The sequence below is a fragment of the Pseudomonas sp. genome, from assembly GCF_036404235.1.
Taxonomy (GTDB): Bacteria; Pseudomonadota; Gammaproteobacteria; order Pseudomonadales; family Pseudomonadaceae; genus Aquipseudomonas.
Genome location: NZ_DASWOT010000211.1, coordinates 1 through 24,983, shown reverse-complemented (window position 1 = coordinate 24,983; position 24,983 = coordinate 1). Strand labels below are relative to the sequence as shown.

Below are 24,983 nucleotides of genomic sequence, written 5' to 3'. Positions count from 1 at the left end.
GCTGCATTCGGAGTGACTGGGTTACCGCCCGGAGCCGTTGCGCCAGGAGAGCCAGTGGCGGGCGGGGCCGCTGGAGTCGGTGGAGCTGGCGATGTTTGCGGCGCCTCACCCGAATTCTGCGAACCCTCGATGCGCTGTTGCGCTTTTTTGGTCATCACCACGATGTCGATACGACGGTTCACCGGGTTGTCCGGGTGCTCTTTGTCGTACAGCGCCGACGATGCATAACCCACCACGCGCGCCACTTGCGGGTCCGGATAACCTCCCGCAACCAGCGCACGGCGTGCTGCGTTGGCGCGGCCGGCCGAAAGCTCCCAGTTACCAAAACCGCCGCTCCCCACAAAAGGGGTCGCATCGGTATGGCCGCTAACGCTGATCTTGTTCGGCACGGTTTTAATGGTGTCAGCCATCGCCAGCAGGATGTCTTCGAAATAAGGCTTCAGGCGCGCGCTGCCAATGTCGAACATCGGGCGGTTTTCCGCGTCCATGATCTGGATGCGCAAGCCGTCCGGGGTGATTTCGAACAGAATCTGGTCTTTGAATTTCTGCAGCTGCGGGCTCTCGTTGACCTTGCTCTGCAGTTCTCGCAACAGCATCTCCAGACGCTCCTGCTCAACCTGTTCTGCCGCTGCGTCCTGTGCGTCTGCGTCGATAGGAACGCGGTCCGGCGCAGGCACGGATTTGACTTCCGGATTCAGGGTCTGGTCCGGCGACATCTCGGGCGAGCCCCCCAGGTCGATGACGTATGGCGAGCCGCTATCTGAAAAGCCCACAGGGTCTTTGAAGTAGCCGGCAATCGCAATCAACTGTTCCGGGGTGGCAGACGACATCAGCCACAGCACCAGAAAGAATGCCATCATCGCCGTCGCGAAGTCGGCAAAAGCAATTTTCCAGGCACCGCCATGGTGCCCGCCACCATAGCGCTTGATGCGCTTGATGATAATCGGCTGATTATTTTCCATGGATCAACGACCGCGAACAGCTTGTTCCAGCTCACTGAAGCTGGGGCGATGCGCGGGATAGAGAACCTTGCGACCGAACTCGACGGCCAATGAAGGCGGTACACCAGAAGCCGATGCCACAAGAGCGGCCTTGATCGACTCGAACACGTTCATCTCCTCCTTGGCATCGTGGGCCAGGGAAGTCGCCAGCGGGCCGAAGAAGCCGTATGCCGCGAGAATACCGAAGAACGTACCTACCAACGCCGCACCTACGTGCATACCGATAGCACCCTTGTCGCCGGAGCCCAGAGACGCCATGGTCACCACGATACCCAGTACGGCCGCGACAATACCAAAACCGGGCATGCCGTCAGCGACGCCCGTTACAGCATGGGACGGATGTTCCAGCTCTTCTTTCATGCTCAACAATTCCATGTCGAACAAGCCTTCCAGCTCGTGCGGCGCCATGTTGCCGGAGGACATGATGCGCAGGTAATCGCAGATGAAAGCGATCATGCGCGAATCTTTGAGGACACTTGGGTATTTGGCGAAAATCGGGCTATCTCCGGGCTCTTCGATATCACCTTCAATCGCCATCATGCCTTCGCGACGGCTCTTGTTGAGGATTTCGTAAATCAGCCCCAGCACTTCCAGGTAAAACCCATGAGTGAAGCGCGACCCGAACATCTTCAAGGACTTCTTGATGACGTGCATGGTCATATAGCCAGGGTTGGCCTGCAAAAATGCACCGAAGGCTGCGCCCCCGATGATCAACACCTCGAAGGGCTGTATTAACGCGGCGATCTGACCGTGTGAGAGGACGTATCCGCCGAGCACACTCGCGAGAACGACGATGATGCCGATAATTTTTGCCATAGATAAGGATTACTTACTGAGTCGGGTTCATGGTCATGTTCGCAGGAGTGTTAAAACTCTTGTTCTACATATCGGCATAAGTGCGCCAGACTATAGGCAGTCGTAGCGAAAAAACAGCGTGGCAGGCAACACGCGGCTTTCACCGCAAGGGCTATCATGATGCCAGCATTCGACTTTATTCAACACCACCCAGCCGTACGGGACTTCGCAATGCAAGCAGAAACCTCGTCACAGCACCCTGCGCCTAGAACACTAGACGCCTGGATCACGCGACTGGACGGCATTGCCCTGCCGGTTCCGGCGACCGTTCATGCCAGGGTACGCAGCGGACTGACCGACCCTAGCCGCTCAATGCGTGATATCGCAGAAATAATGCAGCAAAGTCCTGCCTTGGTACTGAGCGTGATGCGCGAGGCCAACCTGCACAGCGGCGGTATCACCCAGCCTGCCGAAAGCCTTGAGGTCGCCATCACTCGATTGGGGCTGGCGCGCACTGAAACGCTGCTCGCTCGCTTACCTTCGATGAAAGAGCAGGACATCTCGCTTGCCCTTCGGCAACTGCAAATGATCAGTCAACATGCGACGCAGCAGGCCAGTGGATTGTTCGCCAATCAGTTAGCCAGGCTGTGGCATGACATCCATCTGGGTAGCCTGCTGTTTCTATCGCCACTTTGGCCCATGGCATTGGCGCATCCCAAGCTGCTGGAGGAGTGGGAATTACGGGTCATTCACAGAGGCGAGTGTGCCCAAAAGACTGAAAGAGCGTTGTTTGGCGTTCGCCTGATCGTGCTCTGCCAAGCCTTGGCCGAGCATTGGCATCTGCCGATGTGGGTGACGCGTGGCTATCGACTGATGATTAGCGAGCGGCGCAACCTGGTGAAAGTGCTGCGCATCGCCCACGAAAACGATGATCCACTCAAACAACAGCAACGCCTGGATGCAGATATCCCCTTACAGCGCTGGTTTAACCAACCCGCCCATACCATTGTGCTGGCGAACGAGCTCGCTTTGTCGGCGCAGCACGGCTGGGCCAGCCCACACACACTGCGTTGGCAATTGCTAGCCAGTCTGTATCTGCAACAGCCACTGGCTGCTGTGCAGCAACAAATACACCAAAACGCCGTGAGTAGCGCCCGACTGCACGCAGGTGCTGGTGTCTGGCATCCGGCTGAGGCCCTGCTGTGGCCGTGGGAGACCCAACACATTCATAACGGCCTGCTGGCGGCGCCGCCTCCCTCCACCGAGTTGCTGCAAGCCTGGCGCAAGCAATGTGCGCAATTGCTTCTGGAGCCAAGCCCGTTCAGCAATGCCATGCACCTGACCACCTTCGCCCGCGACGCACTGTTGGCCTGCGGCCTGCAGCGAGTGATGCTGTTGATGATTGACCGTAAGATCGATGCCTTGCGCGTCCATCAAATGGCGGGACTGGACAAATCCACCACAAGCCTGGTGGTGCCCATCAAAGACAGCACCCTACTGCAACGCTTGCTGGCCCAGTCGACACAGTTACGCCTGACTCCAGCGAACAATGCGCAATTCTCGGCGCTATTGCCAGGCAGCCTGCGCAGCCCGTTCAGTGGCGAAAACCTGTTGATCCGCTCGATTGCCAGTAATGGCCGCGTACTCATGCTGCTAGTCGCAGATCAAGGGGGCGGCCCGCTATCAGAAATCACCGTGCAGGCCTTCGGAAAAACAGCGCAATGCATTGAGAGAGCCCTAACGACGTTTAGCCACCGCAACGTTTGACGGCTGAGCTACAATTCGCCTCTTTTTGACGATCTGGAGACCTTATATGTCTGCCTTTTCAAGCTTGCCGCTGGTCATCGAACCTGGCGAACTCAAGGCACGCCTTGACGCGTCAGAGCTGATTCTCGTTGACCTGACCAGCAGCGCTCGTTACGCGGCCGGGCACATTCCCGGGGCCCGCTTCGTCGATCCAAAGCGCACTCAGCTGGGCCAGGCCCCCGCCCCCGGTTTGTTGCCAACACTGGCACAACTGGAAGTGCTATTCGGCGAACTGGGCCACAACCCTAACGCCGTTTATGTGGTCTACGACGATGAAGGCGGCGGCTGGGCCGGACGCTTCATCTGGTTGCTGGACGTCATAGGGCATCAGCACTATCACTACCTTGATGGCGGCCTGATCGCCTGGCAAGCCGAAGGTTTGCCGTTGTCCACCGACGTGCCTGCGACCGCAGGTGGCCCAGTGCAACTGACGCTGCACGACGAGCCGACCGCCACCCGCGAATACCTGCAAAGCCGTCTCGGCGCAGCGGATCTTGCGATCTGGGACGCTCGCGGCCCTACCGAATACTCGGGTGAAAAGGTCCTCGCAGCCAAAGGCGGTCATATCCCTGGCGCCGTGAACTTCGAATGGACCGCCGGCATGGACCCCGCGCATAGCCTGCGCATTCGCAAGGACATGCCGCAGATTTTAAAAAGCCTCGGCATCACGCCGGACAAAGAAATCATCACCCATTGCCAGACGCATCACCGCTCCGGCTTTACCTATTTGGTGGCGAAAGCGTTGGGCTACCCGCGAATCAAAGGCTATGCAGGGTCGTGGGGCGAATGGGGCAATCACCCCGACACCCCCGTCGAACGATGAATGCCGATCCGAATACGGCGCCATTCTGCCAATGGATCACGCCCGTCAATTAAGAACACGTTCCAGGAACCTTGATGAAACAGCGTCTGTTTATTCTTTTTCAATATGTACTTCCTCATCACTTCCTGTCGAGACTGGCCGGCTGTGTCGCGCAGTGCCGTGTGCGCTGGTTCAAGAACGCACTGACCCAATGGTTTGCCCGCCGCTATCAAGTCGACATGTCGCAAGCGCTGGTGCAAGACATCACCGCTTACGAGCACTTCAATGCATTCTTTACTCGCGCCCTGAAGCCAGGCGCACGCCCATTGGACGAAACACCGGGTGCAATTCTGTGCCCGGCTGACGGTGCCGTCAGCCAACTGGGCCCCATCGAACACGGGCGGATTTTCCAGGCCAAGGGTCACAGCTTCAGCGCCCTGGAACTGCTGGGCGGCGATGCTCGTCTGTCAGCGCCTTTCATGGGCGGCGAATTCGCGACCATCTACCTGTCACCCAAGGACTACCACCGCGTACACATGCCACTGAGCGGCACGTTGCGCGAAATGGTCTACGTACCGGGTCGCATTTTCTCGGTTAACCAGACCACCGCTGAAAACGTCCCTGAACTGTTTGCCCGCAACGAACGCGTGGTTTGCCTGTTCGATACCGAGCGCGGTCCGATGGCCGTGGTGTTGGTCGGTGCGATGATTGTGGCGTCCATCGAAACGGTCTGGGCCGGACTGGTGACACCACCCAAGCGCGAACTGAAAACCACCCATTATGACGAAGCTGCTCGCGCGCCAATTCATCTGGAAAAGGGCGCCGAATTAGGCCGCTTCAAGCTCGGATCGACCGCCATTGTCCTGTTTGGTCCCGGTCAGGTGAAATGGGCCGAACAGTTGGCTGCCGGCTCTCCCACCCAAATGGGTCAGGTATTGGCGTTGCCCATTCAGGCTTGATTCTTGCGAGGGATTAACCAACAACGTTTTATTGACGGACGCTGCCCAACACAGCGCCGTCAGTAGCGTCACGGGATTGAAGTGTCGACATCGATACAATATCACTTTGATATTAGGCTGCGACTGCTACCCGATGCTGCTAGAGTCATTCATCGGTGCTGTAGGGAACTTCGCTTTCGATTGCCGTAGAGTAGATGGCTTCGTGTAGCCACACGCTGTTTTTCTATATCAGTTTCAAGCAGCCGTTCGGGCCAGTAGTTGTTGGAGTCAGCCTGTCACATGAGTAATTTAAGTCTCCCGCTGTTGTTGCGCGCACCTGTGCCGACGCGGTCGAGCCTGTCATTCTGTGACGCAACACCCAAAGACCTGAAACGCTGGATCTCGACCCTGCCTAAAGCCAATCTCGGCGAAATGGCACGCCAGCTCTATCAAGGGCTCGGCGAACTGAATCAACTGCTGACCCCCAGCGACAACCGCCTGCAACTGTTGGAACTGCTGCGGCCTGAGGTGTATTTCGTCTGCAAACACCTGGAGCGGCACTTTCTCAATCAATCAGTTGTGCTTGAAGAGCGTCCGCGCAAAGTTGCCAATCTCTGCCAGACCCTGCAAAACCATCTGGCAATTGGCTACAAGCAAATCATCGCCGGGGTGGCGCCCAAACTGACCAAAGACCGCATGCCGCTGCTGACGACAGCGTTGCAGCGGGCACTGCATTGCCTTAACGGCCCGCTGATTCGCGCCAATCAACTTTATTGTCCTGTCCAGGACGGCTTGTGGCTTGAGCTGCACCAGATCTATCAGATTGCCCGACACAGCCGACTGCATGACATCCCGGTGGCTGACAACCTGGCCATTCATACCCGCACATTGACGGTAGAACAGACCTACATCATTGCGCTGCTGATGGGGAGTTCGCGCTGCAACCAGATGCGCCAGCATAATATTGGCCGCTTGGCCGATGTACTCGATGCCTGGAGTCCACTGGTCAAGCTGCAGTCCCCTGCTGAGGAGTCGAGTCTGTTTGCTTTGGTCCCCACGGCAGATGCTGCGCCACGCTACAAATCACTGTACACACCAGAGCAATTGCCGAGCCTGCTGGGTTTCAACCCGCTGGCGCTGTCGTCGGCTATTCAACGTTATCTCGAACTACCCACCGACCAACGCTCTCAATCTTACCTGGCAGTGCCGCCGGGCTTTTCAATGGACCTGCTGCACCACCTGGCAGCGGCGTGGGGCGATGTTAGCGAACGCACCTTCCAGCGCACGCCGGGCCAAGGAACGTTGACATTGTGCGTCGGCATGAGCGCGCTGCATTACTTCGTCAGCGGGCAAAAATGCTTCAGTGACCTGCTGCAACTACCCGTCGCCAGCAAACCCGCACAGTTCACCCTACAACCGCTTGGTCCGGAAAAGTCCGATCCTTGGGGGCAAGTGGCCGATGTACAACGCGCCGACACTTCGAGCCATTTGTTGCCATTCGAAGAAATCCAATATCAACCGACGGACGATAGCAATGGTTCGGCATTGGACAATCAACAGAGCTTTGCAACCTACAACCTGAACATTGTGAACCACAGCCCTGGCGGCTATTGCCTTGCCTGGCCCAAAGAAGTCCCGGATCAATTACAGGCTGGCGAGATGGTCGGCATCCAGGACCACGGACAGGGCTGGAGCATCGCAGTGGTGCGCTGGGTGCGACAGGTCCGCAGCGGTGGAATACAGATGGGAATCGAGCTGATTGCGCCGTTTGCCCAAGCCTGCGGACTGCAGTTGCTACGCCCAGACCAAAGCAGCCAGTACCTGCGGGCGTTGTTGCTGCCGGAAGTTCGCGTCATCGACGTGCCCGCCACGGTTATAGTGCCTCGCTTGCCGTTTGAAGACGGCTGCAAAGTCATGATCAACACCAGCGGTCAAGAACGCCGTGCCAGACTGAGCAACCGCCGCTCCACCACAGGCAGCTACAACCAGTTCGAATATCAGATTCAGGAAGGCCCGAAAAAAATCGACGTACCGGGCAATGATTCGGGGCCGGGGCAGGAGTTCGATTCTTTGTGGAGCATGCTGTAGAAGGCTGTCTGGAATAGGATCGTCGTGAGAGCGAGCGTGTTCCCATCAAACAAAAGACAGGTCATTTATTTAACAGGCGATAAATAACCTGTTGGAGCTAGGCCGGGCGGCGTTCCGCTTGCCTGCGAATGAGGTCAGTACATTCAGCCTGCTCTCAACCAGGCCCATCGCCTTCACGGCGCAAGCCTTGCTCCAACAAGATCCCTGTTTGCTGCACGACAGCGCGGCGCCTGGACGACGGGCGTTCTCCCACACGTTAAAAGTCGGGCCAGACTCAGCCGCGCCCTTCGCGGTCACGGAAGCCCAGCAAGTACAAAATCCCATCCAGCCCCAAGGTTGAAATAGCCTGTTTGGCCGACTGCTTGACCAACGGCTTGGCCCGGAACGCCACCCCCAGCCCGGCAATCGCAAGCATTGGCAAATCATTCGCGCCATCGCCCACGGCAATAGTCTGCTCCAGACTCAAGCCTTCCTTGAACGCCAACTCTCTTAGCAGATCTGCCTTGCGCTTGGCGTCGATAATCGGTTCGATAGCGTTGCCGGTACACTTGCCATCAACCACTTCAAGTTCGTTGGCGAAGACATAGTCGATGCCCAGCTTGGCTTGAATCTGCTTGGCAAAATAGGTGAATCCACCCGAAAGAATCGCGGTTTTGTACCCCAGGCGCTTGAGCTCGGCGAACAGGGTTTGCGCCCCCTCGGTCAGGCGCAGCGAGGCGCCGATTTCATCCAGTACACTGACATCCAACCCTTTGAGCAGAGCCATGCGCTCTTTGAAGCTCGCGCGAAAATCCAACTCGCCGCGCATCGCTCGCTCGGTAATCTGCGATACCAACTCGCCAACGCCATGCGCTTTAGCCAGCTCATCGATCACTTCGGCCTCAATCAGCGTCGAGTCCATGTCGAACACCGCCAAACGGCGGTTGCGACGGAATACTGAGTCCTGTTGAAACGCAATGTCGACGTTCAGCTCTTGAGCGACACGCAGAAACTCAGCCTGCATCGCTTTCGGATCAGCCGGCTCTCCCCGTACCGAAAACTCAATGCAGCCCTTGCTTTGGTCAGCTGGCGTATCCAGGGGCATGCGCCCGGACAGGCGGTCGATTTGATCGATATTCAGGCCGTATTTGGCGGTAATCGAACTGACACGCTGTAACTGCTCGGCCGTGACCCTGCGCGTCAGCAGCGTCACGATGTGCCGCGCCTTACCTTGGCCATCGACCCAGTGTTGGTAATCTTCCTCAGAAACGGCTGTAAAGCGCACCTGCTGGTCCAGCTTGTAGGCCGTGAACAGAATGTCTTTGAGCACCGACGAGCCTTGTTCGGTGTCTGGGATTTCAACCAGGATGCCGAACGACAGGGTGTCGTGGATCACCGCCTGACCAATATCCAGAATATTCACGCCACCCTGGGCAAGGACACCGGTAATAGCCGCAGTGAGACCCGGACGGTCAAGACCTGTGATGTTAATCAGGACAATTTCGCGCAAGGCGCACCCCCGCAAGTGGAAAAAAACCGCATTCTACTCACTTTCAGTGACCGCCGGGCACAGCAAGCGCTTTGCCGCACCTGGGTCGCTCGCTATACTGCGCGGCAACTTCACCATGAGAGCCGCGCTCTGTGAACCGGCCCACGCCCGTTAAAACCGATAACTTCTTCCTCCTGATCTTCCGGGCATTGCGTCATCGTCGTGTGCCGATTGCTTTGCGTATCGCCAGCCATAACGTGATTCTCGTCGCGTTGGCGCTGGTGATTTACGCCTGCGTGATGGGCCTGCAATTCAAGCAGGCCATGCATGAACAGGCCGACGCACTGGGACAGGCCCTGACCACGCAGACCGCGACCTCGGCGACCGAGCTGTTGGTGTCCAACGACATCCTCAGTCTCAACGTGCTGCTTGGCAATCTGGTGAAAAACCCGCTGGTGGCTCATGCAGCTATCTATAGCGTCGACAATCGGATCCTTGCCGAAGCAGGTCAACGACCGAAAAACGGTTTGCTGGGCGAAGCTGAAGGCTTGTACGAAATCAAAATCACCTTCCAGGACGTGGTTGCGGGTCATCTGCGCATTAGCCTGGACATGACGCAATTCCAGCAGCCCATGACCATCAGCCTGCAGAGCATGGCCATTCTCAGCGGTATTTTGCTGGCTTTGTCGCTCGCGCTGAGCCTGCGGCTGGGGCGGCACATCTCTACACCGCTGCTGCAACTGCGCATGTGGCTACGCTATATCGACCCGTACACCCCAGCCACTGACCGTCAGGATGAAATTGGCGATCTGGCCCGTCAGCTCAAGGCATCGTATGCGCCGCCCGAGCCAGAACCTGTGGCTGAGCCGCCTGAGCCGAAACACGTTGAAGATGCCGACGACGCTGAAACCTCATTCGATGACAGTGACCTGAGCGATCACGGTTTCGACGATGCGCCCAAACCTCGCGTTCAGGTTGCACCAACGCCGCGTAGTATCGTCGCCGACGAGGATGAAGAGGACGATCCTTTTGCCGGCCTGCATGACGACTCGCTGCCCAAACCGATTGCTCGCCCCACGCTGCCGGTCGCGCCTTCGCAACCTCAGTACAGTGCAGTGCTGGCCGTCCAGCTCGGTTCCCAGGAACAACTGCGCCGCTTGCCGAGAACTCGCCTGACCGAATTACTGGAGCGCTACCGCGACTGTATCGACCAGGCCGCCTCGCTGTACGACAGCGAACTGCACACACTGAACGACGGCAGCTCGCTGATGCTGTTCAGTACGCAAGACAGCGGGGATGACTACCTGACCAACGCGATTTGCTGCGGAGAGTTGCTGCGTGCGCTAAGTCATGCACTGCAAATTGAAGTGGCCGACAGCGGGATCACCCTGCAATTGCAGCTGGGTCTGACCCTGGGTGAGGGGTTGCACGGCATGACGCAGATTGATCTGCTGCTGACCGAAACCGCTCAGGACGCGCTGGCGTTATCGCAGCACAGCCGAAACCTGCTGCTGGTCGAACGCAAGATCAGCGAAGACCCGACCATTCGCCAGCGCGCACGCATACGTTCAATCGCCAGCCCCGAAGGCGCAAGTTGTGTCGAACGCCTGCTGGAGCCCTACCCTTCTATGCTTGAGCGCCAACTGGCGCGGATGCACGAGGCAAGAAAGGCCTGACAAACATCGTGCAGGGCAAGGCGCATTCTTTCGTAGAAGCACTTGCCCGAGAACGGGCGATCTTCTATCGAATACCTAAATCCTCACACCTACAAAAAAACCGCATCGCTGCGGTTTTTTTGTTTTGTACTGAACGTCAGAAGCGGAACACTTCAAGGTCCGTGCGGATCGGAGAAGCCATTGGAATCTTCGGCTTATCCTGATCGGTGCGTGTCTTGGTCGGTGCAGCAGCCTTTTTGGGCTCTTCTGCTACCAACGGCTGACTGGCAACTGGTTTCACGGCAACGCTCAACTGATCGGCCAGCCGCTGCAACAGCACGCCCTGCGCCTTTACCTGCGCGGCAGATGAGCCCGTGTGCGGCTCTTCAAGGTGAATCAGCTTGGTGTCACGGACGGTGCCTTTACGATCAAGCAAACGCCACTGCGCGTCGAGAATCGCGGGCTGATCCCTACCCGAATCCAAGCGAGTAATTGACAGCACCACTTGCACATCCGGCGTGAAATTAGCAGCCGCTGGGGCCATGACCACACGCTGGCTATCAAGCTTCCACGCTAATTGCCGCAGCAGCAGTTGATCGATATCTGAAGAAAGGCTGCCCGCCCAGCGTCCATCGGTGGATGCAATCAGACTGCCATCTGGTTGACGTTGCAGTAATGTTTCCCGTTGCAGGTAATCAGCAACGGAAACCGGACCCAGCAAGACTGCTACGCCGGCACTTTGTTTAGGTTGCCCAGGTTCGCCACTATCGAGCTGATAAAGCGATGTCGGTTGATGCATGCTGCATCCGGCTAAACCCAAAACGCCGGTCAATAGCAAAACCAAAGGAACGCGTAGAAAATTCATCATTCCATCCAAGTGGCCGCCACAAGGCACACCACGATGTTAAATACTCAAGAAAACATGAAGGCACTCAGCCACGCCCGCACCTCAAGACGTCATATCATCCGTGAATAAGCGCTATGACTCCAGCGATTATGCGTCGATCTTCGTTGCAAAACGAAGATCGACAAGCGAAAACGAACATTTAAGTAGCACTTTCTACCAATAGTGCATCGACTCGCTGGAAACCTCGCGGCAATTTATTGCCCCGGCGGCCACGCTCGCCTTTGTAATGTTCCAGGTCATCTGGCTTGAGAGACAGCGTACGCTTACCCGCCTGAAGCACCAAGATAGAGCCTTCGGGAATGACTGCCAAGTCCGTCACATATTCCTCACGACTCGCCACTCGCTCGCCAGAAATACCGATGATCTTGTTGCCTTTGCCTTTACCCAACTGTGGCAGATCGCTGATTTTGAATACCAGTAGGCGACCTTCCGTCGTGACCGCAGCCAGCCAGTTCTGCTCGCGATCAGCAACCGGACGCGGCAGGATCACCTTGGCACCTGCCGGAAGACTCAATAACGCCTTGCCTGCCTTGTTCTTGGCCTGAAGGTCTTCGCCTTTCACCACAAAACCGTAACCGGCGTCGGAAGCGATGACATACAACGCGTCGTCGTCAGGCAACAACACGCACTCGAACGTCGCAGCAGGCGGCGGCGTCAGACGACCTGTGAGCGGATCGCCCTGCCCGCGCGCCGACGGCAAGGTATGCGCCGCCAACGAGTAGCTGCGCCCGGTTGAGTCGATAAACACTGCAAACTGGTTGGAGCGCCCCATCGCAGCGGCTTTGAAGCCGTCACCGGCCTTATAGGAAAGCCCCGTTGCGTCGATATCATGGCCTTTGGCACAACGCACCCAGCCTTTTTCCGACAGAACCACTGTTACCGGTTCGGTCGGCATCAGTTCGTTTTCGGAAAGCGCCTTGGCCTCCGCGCGCGCCACGATAGGCGAACGACGATCATCGCCGTACGTTTGAGCATCGGCAATCAGCTCGGTACGCACCAGCTTGCGAAGCTTGGTTTCACTGCCCAGCAGCGCTTGCAACTTGGCTTGCTCCTTGAGCAATTCGTCTTGCTCGCCACGCAGCTTCATCTCTTCGAGTCGCGCCAACTGACGCAGACGGGTGTCGAGGATGTAGTCAGCCTGGATTTCAGACAAAGCGAAACGCGCGATCAACTCGGCCTTCGGATGCTCGGCGGTGCGGATGATGTGAATAACTTCGTCGAGGTTCAGGTAAGCGGTCAGCAAACCATCCAACAGGTGCAGGCGACGCTCAACCTTGTCCAGACGAAACTGCAGCCGTCGGCGAACCGTGTTTATCCTGAATGTCAGCCATTCCGACAACAGCGCTTTCAGGTTTTTCAGTTGCGGCTTGCCGTCCAGGCCAATGATGTTGATGTTCACCCGGTAGCTGGACTCAAGCTCCGTGGTAGCGAACAAATGTTGCATCAGCTCGTCAGCATCAACCCGGTTGGAACGCGGAATAATCACGATACGGCAAGGGTGCTCGTGGTCGGATTCGTCACGCAGGTCGGCCACCATTGGCAGCTTTTTGGCCTGCATTTGCCCGGCGATCTGCTCCAGTACTTTGGCACCGGACACCTGATGCGGCAGCGCAGTGACGACGATGTCGCCGTCTTCAATGCGATACACCGCACGCATCCGCACCGAACCACGACCGTTCTCGTAGATTTTCAGCAGATCGGAACGCGCAGTGATGATCTCTGCTTCGGTCGGATAATCCGGCCCTTGAATGTGCTCGCACAGCTCTTCGATGGTCGCTTTAGGCTCATCGAGCAAGTGAACGCATGCGGCAGCGACTTCGCGCAGATTATGCGGAGGCACGTCGGTCGCCATGCCCACGGCAATACCAGTGGTGCCGTTAAGCAGGATGTTCGGCAAACGCGCGGGCAACACTGCGGGTTCGTCGAGCGTGCCGTCGAAGTTAGGCACCCAATCGGCCGTGCCCTGGCCCAGCTCGCTGAGCAACACTTCGGAATATCGCGATAAACGCGCTTCGGTGTAACGCATCGCGGCGAAGGACTTGGGATCGTCCGGCGCACCCCAGTTGCCCTGGCCGTCTACCAGCGTGTAGCGATAGCTGAACGGCTGCGCCATCAACACCATCGCTTCGTAGCAGGCCGAATCGCCGTGAGGGTGGAATTTACCGAGTACGTCGCCGACGGTGCGTGCCGACTTTTTGTGCTTGGAGTCGGCGTCCAGGCCCAGCTCGCTCATGGCATAGACAATGCGCCGTTGCACAGGCTTCAGGCCATCACCGATATGCGGCAGTGCCCGGTCCATGATCACGTACATGGAGTAGTTGAGGTAGGCCTGTTCGGTGAAGTCAGCCAGTGATCGGCGTTCTACACCATCCAGGCTGAGGTCAAGGGAGTCGCTCATGCGGGCCTCATTATTTTGTCGTCTGACGCAGCAGCATAGTGCCGCCGCGCTGGGTGAATTCGAGTTGTTTCATGGCGCTCATGCCCAGCAGCGCTTGTTCGCCGTCCAGGCCGGGCACCACCAGGGCGCGCACATTAGTCAGGACGATATCGCCAATTTGCAGGCGGTTCAGCGTGGTGCGAAAACCTTCGCTGCGCCCGTTCGCCGTGCTGACAGTGACTGGCGCCCCGCGAACCAGGCCTAGCTTGTCGGCCACCGATTCGGGTATCGCTACGTCGGTAGCGCCCGTATCGAGCAAAAATTGTACAGGCCGGGCGTTGATCTGCCCGGTCATGACGAAGTGCCCCTGAGGATTGCTCACCAGTTGCACTTCGATATAGCCGTCACCGTGTTGCGAGGTGATGGCGGTGTTCGGGTTTTCCTGGCGTTGTTCCCAATCGCCAAAAAACCGTGTCGCCAGGAACAGCGCCGCGGCCCAGGCCATTATCAGCATCAAGCGACCGGCACGTTTGCCGGTGGGTGCCTGCGTCAAGGTTTACCGCCCCAACCACCTTTAGGGGCCGCAAAGCGCCAGACAATCGGGCGCTTTTCGCCGTCGGCGCGGGCACCAAAATTGTTGTCAACACCGACCCAGGCACCCGTTTCATCGACAACCAATGCTTCGGTCAAGCCGAACTTCTGATCGTAAAGGCGGTGGGGCTGCAACGCTTCCTTGGCAAATGACCAGCAAGCCTCAAGCTGTCCGCTCTCCAGCGTGCGTCGACAAATTCGATACGCGGCGCGCTCCAGGGTGAACAGCTTGCCCCTGTACAGCGAAACATCGGAGAAATCCTTGGAAACAGACTTGCCACCCACCTGCGGCGGAAGAATATCGTCGCCCGACTCCACGCGCAGGATGCAGCTACCCTTGCAGCTCCAAGCGTCCTGATCGCGATGGACCGTCAACAGCCCGCGTTTGTCGCGTTCGGCATCAAACCACAATTGATCACCAGCGGCATTGATCGCGAGGCCTTCGAAAATAGCATTGAAATGCCCCAGCATCCCGGCGGCTTGCGCTTCCTGCACAATCTGCTTGGGCAGATCGAGCCAGACAGGCACGCCCTCGGCAGGCACTTTAAGCACGGTGGCGTAGGCCTCGCTGACCAGATACCGATTGCCTGCGGCATCACAAGTGACGCCTTCAAAATCCATATCGCCACCACGAATCAGTGACGAGGCCTTGGCCAGCGAACGCAGGGTGGTCGACAGGCCGCTGTCTGGAACTGGCGGAATCTCAAGCACGGTCTGCTTGGCTTTCCATACCGTCTGGGAGGTGTCCAGGCTGTACAGAATCGCATCGTCTCGGTCAGAGACCGTCCAGAGCACGCCGTTGCAAGAGGCCAGACCCGAAAGATTGCCGCCGAGCATGTCATCCACCGGATGCTCGGACAACAGCTTCAATTCAGGTAACGGGGCCGCGAATACCGGAGCAGTGATGAGCAGCAGCGCTGCAAGCCAGCCTCGCATCAAGCCAGAACCTCGGCCAGGTTACCTTTGGATTCGAGCCAATTCTTGCGATCACCGGCGCGTTTCTTCGCCAGCAGCATGTCCATCATTTCTGAAGTCGCCTCGAAATCATCCAACGTGAGCTGGACCAACCGACGAGTGTTGGGGTCCATTGTGGTTTCACGCAGCTGCGGCGGGTTCATCTCACCGAGACCTTTGAATCGGGTGACCTGAGGCTTGCCACGTTTCTTTTCGGCCACCAGACGATCGAGAATCCCATCGCGTTCGGCCTCGTCCAGCGCGTAGTAAATGTCCTTGCCCAAATCGATGCGGTACAACGGTGGCATCGCGACGTACACGTGACCTGCGTCCACCAACGGGCGGAAATGCTGAACGAACAGCGCACACAGCAATGTCGCGATGTGCAGACCATCCGAGTCGGCATCGGCGAGGATGCAGATCTTGCCGTAACGCAGCTGACTGATGTCCGCCGCGCCAGGGTCCACGCCAATGGCAACAGCGATGTTATGCACTTCCTGGCTGGCGAGCACTTCACCACCATCGACTTCCCAGGTGTTCAGAATCTTCCCGCGCAGCGGCAGGATCGCCTGAAACTCTTTGTCACGCGCCTGCTTGGCCGAACCGCCCGCAGAATCACCTTCCACCAGAAACAGCTCGGAGCGCATCGGGTCCTGACCCGCGCAGTCCGCCAGTTTGCCCGGTAACGCGGGGCCTTGGGTGATGCGTTTGCGCTCGACCTTCTTGCTGGCCTTGAGACGACGGCCGGCGTTGTTGATCGCCAGCTCCGCCAGTTGCAGGCCAAGTTCAGTGTTGGCATTGAGCCACAGGCTGAACGCATCCTTGACCACACCCGAGACAAACGCCGCCGCCTCGCGAGACGACAGACGCTCTTTGGTCTGCCCGGAGAATTGCGGCTCCTGCATCTTCATCGACAGCACGAAAGCAATGCGCTCCCAGACGTCTTCCGGCGCCAGCTTGACGCCACGCGGCAGCAGGTTTCGGTACTCGCAGAAATCACGCATGGCGTCGAGCAGACCTTGGCGCAGGCCGTTAACATGCGTGCCACCTTGCGCCGTCGGGATCAGGTTGACGTAGCTTTCCTGCACACTGTCGCCGCCTTCCGGCAACCACAGCAGCGCCCAATCGATAGCTTCTTTGTTCCCGGCAAACACACCGCAGAAGGGCTCGTCCGGCAGCCGCAGGAAGTCGTTGACCGAGTCCTGCAGATACGAACGCAAGCCGTCCTCGTAATGCCACTCTATTTTCTCGCCGCTGGCCTTGTCTTCGAAACTGACCAACAACCCAGGGCACAGCACAGCTTTGGCCTTGAGCACATGCTTGAGGCGGCTGACCGAGAACTTGGGGCTGTCGAAATACTTGGGGTCCGGTGCGAAGTACACGCTGGTACCGGTGTTGCGTTTGCCGACCGCGCCGATGACCGACAGCTCGCTGGCTTTGTAGCCGTCGGCGAAGGTCATTTCATATTCGCTGCCATCGCGCTTGACCCGCACCCGTACCTGGGTCGAGAGCGCGTTGACCACGGAAATCCCCACGCCGTGCAGACCACCGGAGAACTGATAGTTCTTGTTGGAGAACTTGCCGCCCGCGTGGAGCTTGGTGAGGATCAACTCCACACCCGACACGCCCTCTTCCGGGTGAATGTCCACCGGCATGCCGCGACCGTCATCGGCGACTTCAAGGGAGTTATCGGCGTGCAGAATGACCTGCACGGATTTGGCGTGACCGGCCAGGGCTTCGTCGACGCTATTGTCGATGACTTCTTGGGCGAGGTGGTTCGGCCGCGTAGTGTCGGTGTACATGCCCGGCCGTTTGCGGACCGGGTCGAGGCCCGAGAGGACTTCGATGGCGTCTGCGTTATAAGAGCTAGCGCTGGGATTGGCCATGGGGTCTCGTCATCAGTCGTTCATTAAATATCGGATTGACTCTGTTCAATCTGTTAGCGCGACCGATCACAGTGCAGCGAGATCGATCGTTTGCAGCAGTTCAGGCGCAAAGCCGGCAAAGCTCAACAAAGACGGCAATTTGGCGGCGAAACCTTGGAAACCATGGTCACCACCCGCCTCTATACGCAAGGCGCAGGCCCGATAGAAGGCTTGCGCCCGGCGGTAGTCCAGCGTCTCGTCTGCGGTCTGCAACCACACCTGAATACGCAATGGATCTTGCGGGGCAGGCACTTCGAGTTCGGCCAACGCCTGCACATGATCAGGCGTCAGTTCCCAGCGCTCGCCGGTGTAGAGGTTTTCCTGGATACCGAGAAAACCGTCGAACAGCTGGTGCGGGTTGACTGCCGGGTTGATCAGCACGGCCTTGAGGCCGTAGCGCTCTGCCAAGTGAGTCGCATAGTAGCCGCCGAGTGAGCTGCCGACCAGCAGCGGCCGACCGAGCTCGCTGATGGCGCCTTCCAACTGGGCGATGGCCTGCCTAGGATGGTGATGCAACTCAGGGACCCGCAACTGCTCGCCCAGCCCAAGGCGCTGCATCAGCGCAGTCAACTGCGTGGCTTTTTTCGACAGGGCCGAGCTGTTCAGCCCATGTATATAAAGCAGAGTCGGGTGATCTTGATTCACGCTGTCGCCTCCAGGCAGTGTCGGTCCCACCGTCTGCGCATCATTGGACAAGCGCTCGCACGGGCAAAGCCACGCAGTTTACAGGGACAACTGCGCAATGACTCGCCTGATCACCAACTCCCGACAAATCAGGACCATTCCTTCAATACCCGTCACCGCCGTGGTCGACGTCGAACGCCCCATCGTCGATCCGCGATATACCGGTCTCAAGCTGCCCGTCAGTGTGCAAGCGCAACCAACGATAGCCCGGCGCCTTGGTATCCAGCGCGAAGTCGGTACTGCCGGGCGCGAACTGAATACAGGTCGATGGCGATGCCATCAAACGTACACCCGCGCGAAACTGATCGAACGCCTGATGCACATGCCCCCAGAGCACCGCCCGAACCTGAGGAAAGCGGTCGAGCACGGCAAATAACGCCCCGGGGTTTTTCAGCCCAATCGGCTCCATCCACGCACAACCAATCGGCACCGGATGATGATGCAAACAGACCAGATGATGCCGCTGCGGCGCTTCGCTCAACGCCTGCGCTAGCAGCTGCAATTGCCGGTCTTCTAGGTAACCCGGGACCGAACCGGGCACTGCCGAGTTCAGCAGCGTGACGCGCCAATTGCCGACATCAACCACAGGTTCAAGAAAATCGCTCTGTTGCGCCGCCAACGCCATCTGCGGCAACTCGTCGTGGTTGCCAGCAAGCCAACGCTTAGGTGCGGCGATGCGCTCGCTCGCCTCACGAAACGCTTGGTAAGACTCGACCGAGCCGTCCTGAGAAATATCACCACTGGCAATAACCAGATCAACGTGCGGCTGCTCATTCAGAACCCGATCAACCGTAGCATTGAGGCTGTCGCGGGTGTTCATGCCCATCAGCCTGCCATCCGTTCTAGAGAAAAGATGGCTGTCGGTCAGTTGGACCACAAGTACGAACGAGGTTTGTGAGGATGCGCTCGGCAACGGCCATCTCCTTGAGCGGGGCATTTGTGATTATGTGGCGTGACGCTGAAAGCGTAAACAACGCAAGCACGGCACGGCTCACAGTTAGAGCAGATAGCGAAAAAAGAGACTGACTCGCACCGCCGCTAATGGATGCAGATCAGAGCCCCGACAGCGTGTACCCGTAACCCGCCACAGATCAACCGAAGCAACAACCTCCCGCATCTCAACATCAGGCTTAACACCCGAAACACACGAAAACAATGAGTGTTGCACACCACCGACACCTTCACACACTGCCAGATAAAAGCTATCACTGCGGTGAAATTTTAATTATCAACAACTCAGCTTATAACGATTAAATCTTAAAACTGTTATTTGTGACAGCAGCATGTATCGCAGACAGGGTTAATACTGTTTTCAAGCGCACAGCCATCACGTGCGCAAACGGAGAATAGAAATGGAACTCGACAATGAAACCACTCAGGAGAACTCGAATACACTTGCCCTAATCAAAGAAATCAACACTCAGCAAGTACTTTCCATCACTCACCTGTCCACATCGTACGCAGAATACTTTGACTATACGAGCAGCACTTACGCAAGGCAGTCAGGGACAGCAACAAATATCCAATACGGAACAGTGCTGAGTTATGAAAACTCCGGCACAGCTAGAAAAATAGATTTTAAGAAAAATGAATTAGTCATCGTCGACGCTTCAAATCAGACTTATGTCATAGCGCTCGACAAGATCTCATTGATCAATGGCCGCGAGTTTTCGTTACGCGCACTCACCCGCTTACGCAGCTCCTTATCAGAAACCATTTTCGACTCGACGACAGGAGAGCCGGACATACCGACGCCAACGGCCAACATTACGACGCAAGAGACAACGACCTCCGATCCTCCATTGACCCACGCGTCAGAAGCAGGAGCGAACAAGGATTCAGGATCAGCATTTTATGACTGGAAGCAGGCCATGCTTGATCCCCCCGCCGAAAACTTCATACCAGACACTGTCATGAACAGCCTTGGCATTCGAACCATCAACCCATTAAAAACGCCCGTGATAAAACTCAAATCAGCACCGGGCAACGTATCTTTTGATATCCAATACGAAGCATCTTGTACAGCGCAAGTCGGGGTGATGCTGACCCAAGAGGCCATTGACCTCGGTATTCGTGTACTAGACCTTTGCCGCAACGATAACAAAGATGACTTCAACATTATTTGCACAGGGCGAAGCGTCCAAATCGCAGGCTTTGCAGGTGTGACAAGCGGGAGCATCACATTTGAACTCGGCGTTTTTGTCCCCGATGATGCGCCCCCCATCAAAGAGTTGATAATCGCTTATGTGGGCGTAATTGATTCTTTAGGTGCCTGGCTCCAGCACTCGGCGATACGTATTGAACTGGCCGCACCAGAATTAATCGGCGTACACGCGAAGGCAAGTGTCGAACATGTGGCATGGCCACCGCTGACGTTTAGTTACCTCGACACTACGACCGGCAAAACTATCTCCGCGTCGCCCACAGGGGAAGACTTGGCTGACGGATTTCACTCGCAGGCTCTGGATACGGGTGAACACAATGAGAACTTCGTCGATCCACGAACAGGTCTTTTCAATGCCTCATTCCCCATCGCCCATTTGGTTGGCAACGCAGGGCGAGGTCCCGTATTCGATTTAAATTTGAACTATTCGGCGCTGGAAGACAATAGAGCGAGCCTCGGCGATGGCTGGGCATTTAATGTCTCTCACTACAACAAACTCACGAAAACATTAAATCTCGCTATCGGAAAAAGCTTCTCCTGCAATTTATCGGAACTTAAACCAGGAAAAAAAATCAATCAAGACCTGGCTAACGATCTAAAAATTAATGGTATTTGTCTTCGATACCTAGCCCCTACCAACCTATATCACGGAGGTTTTGAAATCCTGTACAAAAACGGCGAATCCGAACAATTAGCAAACAGAAAATTTTCGAATAACCAAGAAAATATATTTACAAATACTGATTCCATAGCCTTTCCATTCATGCACGTGTCGAACTTCGAATCCGGACACACCGAACCAGAAAACCTAATAGATAAAAATAGTTTTATTTTGCCATATAAAAAAACCAACGGTACCGGCAACTCTATTTATTTCAGGTGGTTCTACCATGATGATTTTATTTTTTTACACTGGATAGCCGATGACAGCAACGTACTGATGAGTACGACAGTTAGTGACAATCGCCAGACTGTAATCGAGGCGATACAACGAGGCACCCCTCAGAACCAACCACCGTTGAAAACGACTGCCCATCTCAAACTGTTCACTGGGAGCCCAGAAGCCCACAGCGTGTATCTGAACATCGAAAATTATCTTCTGAAAACAGCCACGATAGAGAACACCTCAACCCAGCACCATTTCGGTTATACGTTTATTGAGAAAACGGGCTGGTTGTTAAACAGTGTACGATTATCATCTGGGCTTCATGAAGTTGTTCGTTATGAGGCGCAAGGCCAAGCATTCCCGAAACAAGTAAAACTCAGTGCGCTACCGAATGTTAGCCACCATATAAAAATCAACGGTCTTAATCAGCAAAATCTGATCACCCGATATTCCTTCACTGAAAACAACTGGTTAGGGGATGGTGCGATTGAGACAATTGAAAACCTGGAAAATACCCAACGGGAAATTGCCGAGCTGACAGTAAAAATCGATAAACTCCTGGCATATTTTAATACCCATTACAAGTACGACGGCGCCCCCCGCCTCTATAAAAACCTGACGATTAGTCACCTGAGGAATTATACCCTTGACTCATTGATATCAAACAGAATGAAGTTCTCTAGCAAATCCAAAGAGAACCTCAGCACCCTCATCACTGAGCTACGAAAAACCTACGACAGACTCAAAACGTGCGAACGCTCTCTCTTACAACAAAAAGAAATGATCGCGGAAGAAGACACGCTTATTCAACTTAACGGCGATTATTATTATGAAACACTTATTGAGCAAACTGTCGACAACTCCAAACGACTGACGCTAATTGGTTTCAATAAACATCACGCTCAGACTGCGCAAATTGTGCGTTGCGATGATACTGAAATAATGATTTCGTATTCTTATCCTGAAACAGAGGCTTTCTCACTTGCCGAGTCGCTCAAGGCAGCGTTACTCCCGAAAACAATAACCACCACTTATAGCGATGGGTGGGACACCCTGGAGGAAACACAGACCAGCATTTTTGACGACTCGGGAAACATCATATTGCGTACGGACGCCCAAGGGGTTACCACCCAATGGACATATTACGAGGGCGCCCAGACAATAACAAAATCGACCTTCAATTTACCGATAGAGCTTGCTTGTCCCGCTGCCCCTAACGGCTTCACGGTGTATGTAAAGTCCGAAAAAGTCTCAGTTATACACAACGGAAAAACCGTGGATCTGCGCTGGGCCTTTTATGGATATGAGGATCTCGAATTACCCGCAGATCAAGGTCGAGCCGTGGTACCGACTGTTTGCCTAACGATACTCAACCCAACCGTCACCCACGACCGATCAAAGCTAAAAAGCTGGCACGCCAACTCAACGACGCTGGAAAAAACGCTATACGAAACTGACGTTGGCTCAACACACTATGGCCGTAGTAAATCTGTAACTCATATTTTACTGGACGAGAAAGGCAAGGAAATTCCTGAATCTAGTGTGCTGTGCAAATTTTCGTATACCTTGAAAGACGATCAACTGATTTGCAGGGAGGAACAGACATTTGGTGACACCATCGTCAGTAGCCAAAGCCAAAGTCATTCGATATTTGCTGGCCGACTTTTATCTGCGATCGATGCGTTGGACAGGGTATCGCTTTATACCTACGACATCTTAGGTCGCCAGCTCAGCGTCATCAGCAACCCAGAAAGCGAGCTTTACAAAACTGAGATACTGACGACGTATACGCCTTTATCGGAAGGTTCTCGCATAGAAACAACTGATTCACTAGGAAACAAATCAAGCTCAACACTCGATGCTTCCGGGCGCACGCTTCAAACTCATGTTTTAAGTGATATCAAAGGTGCGACTGAATGGCTCTTGACTGCCAGCTACGAATACGACGCCTTCGGGCGCCCGACAGGCGAGCATCGATATGACCATGTTCCAGGAGGGCGCACGATCAATGGTGAGATAACAAGCTATCAAGTCATACATGAAGGAGCGGTAACGACATACGATGACTGGGGGAATCAGTGGAAAACCGAATATAGCGATGGACATACCAGTTATCGAGAAAACGACCCAACATTACGCACCATTAAAGAGTGGGACGAGTTCGGCGACTTAACAAGCGACCTCTCTGTCACGACCTGTAATACCAGAGGAGTTATAGAGTCTGTCGTAAAACTGGATGCAAATGATACGGAGCTGGAAAAAGTTATTTACACCTTCGATGCACAGGGCCTACTGACAAACGAAAACAGCATATATGCTGATGAGAAAATATTTGAATATGATGATTTCGGACGTTGCATTAAACAGCAACAGGGCTCTCAAACCATCGAAATCGCTTATTCCGCTGCAACGGTGGATAACTTTGCGACCCAAGTGTGCATAAAAGACGACACCCTGACTCATGTAATTGCTAACAGGACAATCGATGCGGCTGGCAGAGTCATAAGCCATGACCAAGGAGGCCTTCACGTCGACTACAGTTACGAAAATGCCTCGCGCTGCCCCGTCACGCTGACGCCGGGTGATGGGACGGCCCTAACATTCACTTATGTACCGGAAATCGACGGAGCAGTTGCAAGCGTCTCAGGCAAGACAGGTGGAATGGAAACCAAGAAAGTTTTCTCACACGTCACGGCCAAACAGCGTGAACGTATAAGCTGGTGGGAAACCAAAGGTTCCTATCAAACCACCCCCGAACGTAGAAATGTTTGCACTCAAAAGTTCGACGACCAAGATAGGCTTATAGAACAACACCGCGCAGAGGAAAATATTTTTTTAAAAAGTATATATCAGGCTCACACGTACTCGCTCAACGGAAGACCTCTATCAGAGGTCAATGAGTTAGGCATACGCATTGACTATGAATACGACGAACATGGGCGCTGCCATTCAATATTTCATGAGTGGGGTGTTACACACCTGAAATACAGAGCCGATGGAGCACTGGATTACGAAAAATTCAAATTGCCTTGTGGTAAAAATCTGGTCACACGTTATAGCTACGACAAATCCGGAAGAGAGATCTTTCGTCAGTTCGAGATACTATCGGACATCGCTGAGCAGAATCCGAAATCATCGATTCTGGAATTAAGTAGCACCTTCAATCCCGATGGGCGTCTGCATACCGCCACGCTCAAAACCAATGAAGATTTATGTCGAACTGAAACGTATACCTACACCCACGCTGGCCAGCTACAGAGCTATAGTTGTTCAGGCCCGAACAAGCCCAAAGACACGTCAGGCAAATCGCTAGACAAACAAGACTTCACCTATAATAAACTTGGGAACATCGACAATATTTACAATACTTTCACGGAAGGAAAATTCCGACCAACCGATGCTGAATTTTTAGATGAGAGCCACTACTCCAAAGGAGATTACAACACTCAATATAATTATGATCTTAAGGACGCAACCAGATTACTGTGCATCACCATCAGCAGCGAATCAAACGAGGGAGACTTTTATGTGGATATCAAATCTGACCTTGAAGACACCTCTGACGATACCGGCTACGGTATTGATCCAAAAATTGAGAAATGGATGGGGCCAGACGGACGAATTTGGTACAGACATATACCTAGATACTCGTCGCCATTACTGCCTTCAAAACCAACACCCATACACTCGTATACTATATTCGGCCGCATTATCCACAACAATTACCGCTATGATGCTTACGACAAATTAGTTGGATCAGGCGATTCAACAAAAACCAAAACCGAATACTTTTACAACGAATACCGTTTGAGCGGCTTCACACAAGCTCTCTCGGAGAGCGACAGCAAACCCTATGTAGAGGGCCTGGAAATATTAGACGCGAAGAAAGTCAATCGCGCTGTCAGCCTCACGGATATCAGTCGCGGGTGCAGGCTGATTAAT

15 protein-coding genes and 2 pseudogenes are annotated in these 24,983 nt (G+C 55.2%); 7 read left to right on the top strand and 10 right to left on the bottom strand.

Annotated elements, in window-relative coordinates:
• A partial coding sequence (motB, locus tag VGC62_RS26380; protein ID WP_331190016.1) for a flagellar motor protein MotB occupies positions 1-962 on the bottom strand: 962 nt, incomplete at its 3' end.
• A gap of 3 nt (positions 963-965) precedes the next feature.
• Positions 966-1,817 (bottom strand): flagellar motor stator protein MotA, encoded by an 852-nt coding sequence (gene motA, locus VGC62_RS26375; protein ID WP_331190015.1) that lies wholly within the window; start codon positions 1,815-1,817, stop codon positions 966-968.
• Positions 1,818-2,027: 210 nt separating this feature from the next.
• Here motA and VGC62_RS26370 point away from each other — a divergent pair, with 210 nt between their 5' ends.
• The 4 genes from VGC62_RS26370 (at position 2,028) to VGC62_RS26355 (ending at position 7,430) form a co-directional block, all read left to right on the top strand.
• Positions 2,028-3,563 carry an HDOD domain-containing protein gene (locus VGC62_RS26370; protein WP_331190014.1) on the top strand — a complete coding sequence of 512 codons (1,536 nt, stop codon included), beginning with the start codon at positions 2,028-2,030 and terminating at the stop codon, positions 3,561-3,563.
• Between the two features lie 46 nt (positions 3,564-3,609).
• Entirely contained in the window at positions 3,610-4,425 is an 816-nt protein-coding gene (locus VGC62_RS26365; protein WP_331190013.1) for a rhodanese-like domain-containing protein, read from the top strand.
• A gap of 74 nt (positions 4,426-4,499) precedes the next feature.
• Positions 4,500-5,363, top strand: coding sequence for an archaetidylserine decarboxylase (gene asd / locus VGC62_RS26360; RefSeq protein ID WP_331190012.1), 864 nt, complete (start codon positions 4,500-4,502; stop codon positions 5,361-5,363).
• 279 nt (positions 5,364-5,642) lie between these two features.
• Positions 5,643-7,430, top strand: coding sequence for a molecular chaperone (locus VGC62_RS26355; protein WP_331190011.1), 1,788 nt, complete (start codon positions 5,643-5,645; stop codon positions 7,428-7,430).
• 274 nt (positions 7,431-7,704) lie between these two features.
• Here VGC62_RS26355 and serB read toward each other — a convergent pair whose 3' ends face one another.
• Positions 7,705-8,919 carry a phosphoserine phosphatase SerB gene (gene serB / locus VGC62_RS26350; RefSeq protein WP_331190010.1) on the bottom strand — a complete coding sequence of 405 codons (1,215 nt, stop codon included), beginning with the start codon at positions 8,917-8,919 and terminating at the stop codon, positions 7,705-7,707.
• Positions 8,920-9,050: 131 nt separating this feature from the next.
• Between serB and VGC62_RS27860 the strand changes: the two are divergent.
• Positions 9,051-9,780: pseudogene (locus VGC62_RS27860) on the top strand (AhpA/YtjB family protein); the annotation flags it as partial.
• 104 nt (positions 9,781-9,884) lie between these two features.
• Positions 9,885-10,574, top strand: a pseudogene (locus tag VGC62_RS27855) (histidine kinase); the annotation flags it as partial.
• 136 nt (positions 10,575-10,710) lie between these two features.
• On the opposite strand, the gene VGC62_RS26340 reads toward VGC62_RS27855, so the two are convergent.
• The 7 genes from VGC62_RS26340 to cpdA all read right to left on the bottom strand — a co-directional run bounded on the left by VGC62_RS26340 (position 10,711) and on the right by cpdA (position 18,904).
• Positions 10,711-11,418 (bottom strand): PqiC family protein, encoded by a 708-nt coding sequence (locus VGC62_RS26340; protein WP_331190008.1) that lies wholly within the window; start codon positions 11,416-11,418, stop codon positions 10,711-10,713.
• Between the two features lie 181 nt (positions 11,419-11,599).
• Positions 11,600-13,858, bottom strand: coding sequence for a DNA topoisomerase IV subunit A (parC, locus tag VGC62_RS26335; RefSeq protein WP_331190007.1), 2,259 nt, complete (start codon positions 13,856-13,858; stop codon positions 11,600-11,602).
• Positions 13,859-13,868: 10 nt separating this feature from the next.
• The gene (locus VGC62_RS26330; protein ID WP_331190017.1) at positions 13,869-14,351 is read right to left on the bottom strand and encodes a retropepsin-like aspartic protease family protein; all 483 of its coding nucleotides are present in this window, start codon (positions 14,349-14,351) and stop codon (positions 13,869-13,871) included.
• A gap of 35 nt (positions 14,352-14,386) precedes the next feature.
• The gene (locus VGC62_RS26325) at positions 14,387-15,364 is read right to left on the bottom strand and encodes an esterase-like activity of phytase family protein (RefSeq protein WP_331190006.1); all 978 of its coding nucleotides are present in this window, start codon (positions 15,362-15,364) and stop codon (positions 14,387-14,389) included.
• A complete protein-coding gene (parE, locus tag VGC62_RS26320; protein WP_331190005.1) occupies positions 15,364-17,268 on the bottom strand; it encodes a DNA topoisomerase IV subunit B in 1,905 nt (634 codons plus the stop codon). Before parE ends, VGC62_RS26325 begins: the two co-directional genes overlap by 1 nt.
• A gap of 66 nt (positions 17,269-17,334) precedes the next feature.
• Positions 17,335-17,952 (bottom strand): YqiA/YcfP family alpha/beta fold hydrolase, encoded by a 618-nt coding sequence (locus VGC62_RS26315; RefSeq protein WP_331190004.1) that lies wholly within the window; start codon positions 17,950-17,952, stop codon positions 17,335-17,337.
• A gap of 142 nt (positions 17,953-18,094) precedes the next feature.
• Positions 18,095-18,904, bottom strand: coding sequence for a 3',5'-cyclic-AMP phosphodiesterase (gene cpdA / locus VGC62_RS26310; protein WP_331190003.1), 810 nt, complete (start codon positions 18,902-18,904; stop codon positions 18,095-18,097).
• Positions 18,905-19,343: 439 nt separating this feature from the next.
• Here cpdA and VGC62_RS26305 point away from each other — a divergent pair.
• On the top strand, positions 19,344-24,983 hold a 5,640-nt coding region (locus tag VGC62_RS26305; protein ID WP_331190002.1), incomplete at its 3' end, for a hypothetical protein.

Bases quoted from the DNA above. Each gene is read 5' to 3' on its own strand.
- VGC62_RS26340 (WP_331190008.1), bottom strand. From the start codon at position 11,418: ATGAATTTTCTACGCGTTCCTTTGGTTTTGCTATTGACCGGCGTTTTG.
- VGC62_RS26365 (WP_331190013.1), top strand. From the start codon at position 3,610: ATGTCTGCCTTTTCAAGCTTGCCGCTGGTCATCGAACCTGGCGAACTC.
- VGC62_RS26355 (WP_331190011.1), top strand. From the start codon at position 5,643: ATGAGTAATTTAAGTCTCCCGCTGTTGTTGCGCGCACCTGTGCCGACG.
- VGC62_RS26370 (WP_331190014.1), top strand. From the start codon at position 2,028: ATGCAAGCAGAAACCTCGTCACAGCACCCTGCGCCTAGAACACTAGAC.
- parE (WP_331190005.1), bottom strand. From the start codon at position 17,268: ATGGCCAATCCCAGCGCTAGCTCTTATAACGCAGACGCCATCGAAGTC.
- VGC62_RS26325 (WP_331190006.1), bottom strand. From the start codon at position 15,364: ATGCGAGGCTGGCTTGCAGCGCTGCTGCTCATCACTGCTCCGGTATTC.
- motA (WP_331190015.1), bottom strand. From the start codon at position 1,817: ATGGCAAAAATTATCGGCATCATCGTCGTTCTCGCGAGTGTGCTCGGC.
- asd (WP_331190012.1), top strand. From the start codon at position 4,500: ATGAAACAGCGTCTGTTTATTCTTTTTCAATATGTACTTCCTCATCAC.
- VGC62_RS26330 (WP_331190017.1), bottom strand. From the start codon at position 14,351: ATGCTGATAATGGCCTGGGCCGCGGCGCTGTTCCTGGCGACACGGTTT.
- parC (WP_331190007.1), bottom strand. From the start codon at position 13,858: ATGAGCGACTCCCTTGACCTCAGCCTGGATGGTGTAGAACGCCGATCA.